General features: G+C 72.3%; 1 protein-coding gene. It reads left to right on the forward strand.

The window, feature by feature from the left end; genetic code table 11:
- Positions 1–76 precede the first annotated feature (76 nt).
- Positions 77–6,188, forward strand: a 6,112-nt coding sequence (locus CR470_RS34845) for a DEAD/DEAH box helicase (protein ID WP_097871456.1), incomplete at its 3' end; no start/stop codon positions are given.

Raw genomic sequence — 6,188 nt, forward strand, 5'->3', positions numbered from 1 at the left:
CACCACGCCCGCGCCCGCCCCCGCCGAGTCGACCGCCACGTCCACCCCCGCCCCGGAAAGCAGGTAGCACTCAGCCATGCTTCCCTCCCTGGCCGCCGAGGATCTGCGCCGTGCCCTCGCCGCGTACCTGACGACGAGCTTCGCGCTCGCCGACGACGACGTCCGCGAGGAGCTCGAAGCGTTCCTTGAGCGGCCGGAGAGTCGCCTCTTCCGGGGCCCGTACCTCCGCGTCCGTACGCCCTTCCGGTACGCGCCTCCCGGCTGGGAGAAGGCTCTTGACTGGTCGCCCAGCCTCCGCCCCTACACCCACCAGGCGACTGCCTGGCAGCGGCTGTCCAGCAAGTCGGGCCACGCCCCCGAGCCGACGATCGTCACCACCGGCACCGGCTCCGGAAAGACCGAGTCGTTCCTCGTCCCGATCCTCGACCACTGCGCCCGCGCCCGCGCCGCCGGGGTGAAGGGCGTCAAGGCGCTGCTGCTCTACCCGATGAACGCGCTGGCCGACGACCAGGCCCGCCGTATCGACGACTTTCTCGCCAAGAACGCCGCCCTCTCCTCCGTCACAGCCGGCGTCTACATCGGCGGCGCCTCCGGCAACCGCCCCCCGGACGACGAGGACGAGAACGCCCCCGGCTCCTACGCCCGCGAGTCCGGCGCGAGCACCATCACCCCCGCCCAACTGTCCCCCAACAGCCGCCTGATCACCGACCGCGAGGCCATCCGCGCGAACCCGCCGGACCTGCTGCTCACCAATTACAAGATGCTGGACCTCCTCCTCCAGCGCATCCCGGACGTCCCTCTCTGGCAGGACGGCGGGCTGACGTACGTCGTCCTGGACGAGTTCCACACCTACGACGGCGCCCAGGGCACCGATGTGGCGATGCTGCTGCGCCGCCTGGGCGCGGCCACCGGCAAGGCCGAGCCGGGCCGCCCCCTCGGCACGATCACCCCCGTTGCCACCTCCGCCACCCTCGGCGGCGGAACCGGCGGGGCAGCCGCAACCAATGGAACCGGCGCCGTCGGCCGCACAGCAGCCAGCAGCGGCGCCTCCTCCGCCGAAGCACCCCCCACCCCCGACGGCCCCGAGAAGTCCGACCGCGAACTCCTCCTCGAATTCGCCGAGAAGGTCTTCGGCACTCCCTTCCCGGACGCCGCCCTCATCGGCGAGGACCGTCAGACGCCCGGCGAGTTCGTCGCCGAGCCCGACTTCCTCCTCCCCGTGCCCTCCCCGGCCGCCCTCGCCTCCGTCCCCGATCCCCTCGACGACCCGTCCGCCCTCCAGCGGCTCGCCGAACTCGTCGTCGGCACGGACTTCGCCGACCCGATCCAACTCGGCGAGAAGCTCCGGCAGCACAACCTGATCCGTGCTCTCCTCGATGTCGCGGGCGACACTCCCGTCACCGTCCCGGAGATCGCCCGCGAGTTCGCGAAGCGTGGTGGCGGCGCGGCCTGGGACGAGGCGGCCCGGACCGACATCGACCTGGTCGCGACCGGGCTCGCGCGTCTCCTCGCGCTGGTCTCGACCGCACGTGCTTACGACCCGATCGCCGGCCGCACCATCCCCTTCCTCCGCGTCGAGGCCCAGCTCTGGGTCCGAGAGGTGCGCCGCGTGATCCGCGCCGCGACGCCGACGCCGCACTTCCGCTGGTTCGACGACGACGGCCCCACCGGGGACACCCGCCCCAACCCGGCCAACCTCGCCGTCTACCCCTCCGCCGAGGTAGACAGCACCGCCGACGCGGACACGGACCCGTATGCCCCCGGCGACGGCACTTCCGCCCTTACCCCGGACAGCCCCGTCCCGTTCGTCCGCCCCGTCGGTCCGGCCTACCGCGCCCACCTTCCCGCCGTGTACTGCCGTCACTGCGGGCGCTCCGGCTGGGCGGCGCTGTCCACGGATCTGGAGTGGCAGCAGCTCAAGACCAAGCCGCTGGAGATCTACCGGGCCTCCGCCCAGGGCAACCGCGCCGTCCGCTGGATGATCCGCGCCAGGCCCGGCGAGCACACCCCCATCTTTCTCCACGCCGAGGAAGCCGAACTGCGCACGGTGCCGAGCAACGACACCGTGCCCGTCATCACCGTCGCCGGGCCCCTCCCCGCCAACGCGGGCGACAAGTGCCCCTCCTGCGACCTGACCGACGGCATGCGCTTCCTCGGTGCGGGCACCGCCACCCTCGCCTCCGTCACCACCACCCAGCTCTTCTCCGACCGCGGCCTGACCGACGACGAGCGCAAGCTGCTGGTCTTCACCGACTCCGTCCAGGACGCCACCCACCGGGCCGCGTTCATCGCCAACCGCAGCTTCGGCTTCACCTTCCGCGGGCTGCTCGCCGAGCAGCTCAAGCCGGGCGCCCCCGTCGCCGTACACGATCTGGCCACCGATGCCGCCGAAGCCGTGGTGACGGCGGCCGAGAAGGGCGAGATGAGCAAGCTCGCCTCGATCGTGCCTCCCGACCTGCGCGACAACCCTGAGATCCGGACGCTCCTCAGCGGCGACGGGTTCAGCGACGCGGGCGCGTACATGCTGCAGGACCGCATGGTCTTCCAGACGCTGCTGGAGTTCGGCCTGCGCTCACGCCTGGGCCGTACCCTCGAACTGACCCGGACCGCCGCCGCCGAGGTACACCTCCCCGACGCCGCCACCGTCGCGGCTCTGCTGCGGGAAGCCCATCAGCGCCTCCCGGGGCAGATCACCCTTCCCACCGACGACGCCGACTACGTCGTCTACCTGCGCGGCCTGCTGGAGCGCATGCGCCTGCGTGGGGCGCTGTTCCACCCCTGGCTCAAGGAGTACATCGCCCAGGCCGGCGCCCGGCGCTGGCCGATCTGGGGCGGGCGGCCCACGGGCATGCCCGCGTTCCCGCGCGGCCTGGCCGCACCGACCTTCCCGGTCCTCGGGCGCCTCGGCACATCCGAGTTCGACTCGCTGGCCCGCGACAACACCTGGTTCGCCGACTGGGGGCACCGCACCCTCGGCTGCGAGCGACGCGAGGCCCGCGCCCTCGCCGAACAGGCCATGAAGCTGCTCGCGCAGCGCGAGGTGCTGGCGACCTATCCCGCCGAGGGCGGCTCGACCGTCTTCGCTCTCAGGCCGCGCACCATCATGGTGCACAGCCTCGCCACCGGCCCGTCGTCCCCTGACGACGGCAGCGGGGCGGACGGGGCCGGGGCCGACGGAACGGGCGTCAACGACCACGGCGTCCGCTGCGACAGCTGCACCTGGCGGCAGACCGTCCCGCCCGGCCGGCGCGAGGACTGGCTCGGCACACCCTGCCTGCGCTTCCAGTGCGGCGGCACGTTCACCACCGACGACCGCGACTACAGCGACGACTACTACCGCCGCCTCTACACGGTCGACCGGCCCGGTGACGTCCTCACCGCCGAGCACACGGGCGCACTCAGCCGGGCCCGCCGCGAGGAGGTCGAGCAGGCCTTCAAGAACCGCCCCTCGCCCTTCGACCCGAACATGCTGACCTGCACGCCCACCCTCGAACTCGGCATCGACATCGGCGACCTGTCCGCCGTGCTGCTCGCCTCCCTGCCGCCCGCACCCGCCAACTACGCGCAGCGCATCGGCCGTGCCGGCCGCAGCACCGGCAACTCGCTCACCGTCACCTTCGTACCGCGCGGTGCCCGCAACCAGTACTACCTGCACGCACCCGAGCAGATGCTCGCGGGCCGGATCATCCCGCCGGACTGCTACCTCGACGCCTCCGAGATCCTGCGCCGCCAGTACCTGGCGTACCTGCTGGACCGGGCCGCCGACCGCAGCCTGTGGCGGGGGACGATGATGCCCGAGGAGCCCATGCCGCACCGCATCGGCGCCCTCTTCACCCGGGGGCTCGCCGAGGACGGCTGGTTCCGCCGCTTCCTGGACGTCGCCCACGCCCGCCACGCCGAACTCGCGTCCTCCTTCGTCCAGCTCTTCCCGGGTATGTCGGCCGAGGCCGAGCAGGGCCTGCGGCAGTTCGCTCAGCTGGAGCTGGAGCAGACCGTCGGCCAGGCCGCCACCGCGTGGCGCAAACGCCTGGAGGCCCTGCGCTCCCGGTCCCGGCAGATCGGCCGGGCCTTCGACGCCCTGTCCACCGCCTCCGGGGACCGCGAACGCGACGAGCAGCGCCGCCAGCTCTACGCCGAGCGCAGGTCGGTTAACCGGCGCAGGGACGCCCTGGTCGGCGAGAACTCGGTCAACGCCATGGTCCGTCTGGGCCTGCTGCCCAACTACACCCTCCACGACGACGCCACGCTGCTCGACGCGACGCTGTGGTGGAAGGACGCCGACGGCGAGTTCCAGGACCAGTTGACCGAGTACGGGCGGGGCTCACGGATGGGCCTGCTGGAACTGGCGCCCGGCAACACCTTCCACACCGACGGCTACAAGTACATCGTCAACGGCCTGGATCTGGGCGCCGGCGAGGGCGACACCGCCTACGCCAAGTGGCGGCTGTGCCCCGAGTGCGGCTACGTCGCCACCGCCGAGTCCGGGCTGGACCTCACCGCGTGCCCGCGCTGCCTGACGCCGCAGATCGCCGATCCCGGCGCGCTCCACACCGTGCTCGTGCCCGAACGGGTGACCGCCCGCGAGCGGCGCGAGGACGCACGGCTCACCGACGAGCGCGACGAGCGGGAGCGGCGCCGGTTCAACGACATCACTCTGGTGGACATCGACCCGGAACAGCCCCAGGGACTACGCGCCTGGAAACGGGTCGGAGAGCTGCCGTTCGGTGTGGAGTTCGCCCGGGTGGCCACCATCCGGACCCTTAACCTCGGCTCGGCCGCCGCCGCGGGTCCCGAGCACCAGATCGCCGGCGACGACGTCCAGGTGCCCGGCTTCGAGACCTGCCTGGAGTGCGGGGCCGTACGCGGCGTGCACCCCCAGGCATGGGACCGGACTGCCCAACGGATCGGTACCCGGCACGCGTACTGGTGCAGCCACAAGGACGACGGGATCGACGCCGAGACAGCGTCGATGCAGCGGCTCGTCCTCGCGCACGAGCTGACGACGCAGGCGCTGCGGATCCTGCTGCCCGTCTCCACGATGGAACTGCAGACCCGGCTGGTGTCGTTCAAGGCCGCGTTGCTGCTGGGCATAACCAAGCACTTCGGCGGCGCTCCCGACCACCTGCGCGTCGTACCCGCGACCATGCCGGGCGGCACCCGGGAACTGCGCCGCCGCTTCCTGGTGCTGCACGACTCCATGCCGGGCGGCACCGGCTACCTGGAGCACCTCGCCGACGCGACCGTGCTGCACCGGGTGCTCACCCTCGCCCAGACCGCCCTGCGGGACTGCCCCTGCGGCAAGGAGAACCTGCGTACCCCCTGCCACCGCTGCCTGCTGCCGCACGTCAGCAGCAACGAACACCCCTTCGCTTCGCTGCGGGTCGCCAGGGAGCTCCTGGACGAGGTCCTCACGGGCTGGGACACGGAGCAAGTCGACACTCTGTCCGGGGTGCGCATCGACCAGCTCGCCGAGAGCGAGCTGGAGAAGCAGTTCGTCCGCACTCTCGTGGACTGGGGCAGCCGCCGTCCGGAGTCCGGCTCGGTGACGCCCCGCGCCGGGGAACGCGGCATGGAGTACGAGCTGCGCTTCACCCGCCCGGACGGCAGCGGCACCCGCTGGCTCTTCCAGGACCATGTGCGCCAGCTGACGTCAGCGCCCAGCGAACCGGACTATCTGCTGACCCGGATCGACGGGCCGTCGACGCGCATCGCGGTCTTCCTCGACGGCTACGCCTTCCACGCCAGCACCGGCATCAACCGGATCGCCGACGACGCCGCCAAGCGCGAAGCGCTGCGGGCCGAAGGCATGCAGGTGTGGCAGTTCACGCACACGGACGTGATGGCCTGGAAGGCGGCGGTGGAGGGGACCGCGGACGACCGCGAGGTGCGCACCCCCGCCGAACCGCTCCTCGGTGAGGGCGCGCTGCGGACCGCCCGGCAGATCCACCAAATGCTGACGGGCGGCCCACGCCCCGACGACACCCTGGACCCGGCCCTGCGCAACCCGATCGAGACGCTGCTCGCGGTGCTCGCCGATCCCGACGCGGAGAAGTGGTCCCGTAGGGCGGCGGCGCTGATCAGTGGTTTCGCCGGGGGCGGCGCGGCGCGGCAGCCGATCGACCGGCGTTCGGTGGGAGAGCGGCTGCCGGCCGTGCTGGCGGGCGGCCCCCTGCCGGTCGCCGGCAACC

This window comes from Streptomyces sp. rh34 (assembly GCF_002551245.1).
Classification (GTDB): Bacteria; Actinomycetota; Actinomycetes; order Streptomycetales; family Streptomycetaceae; genus Streptomyces.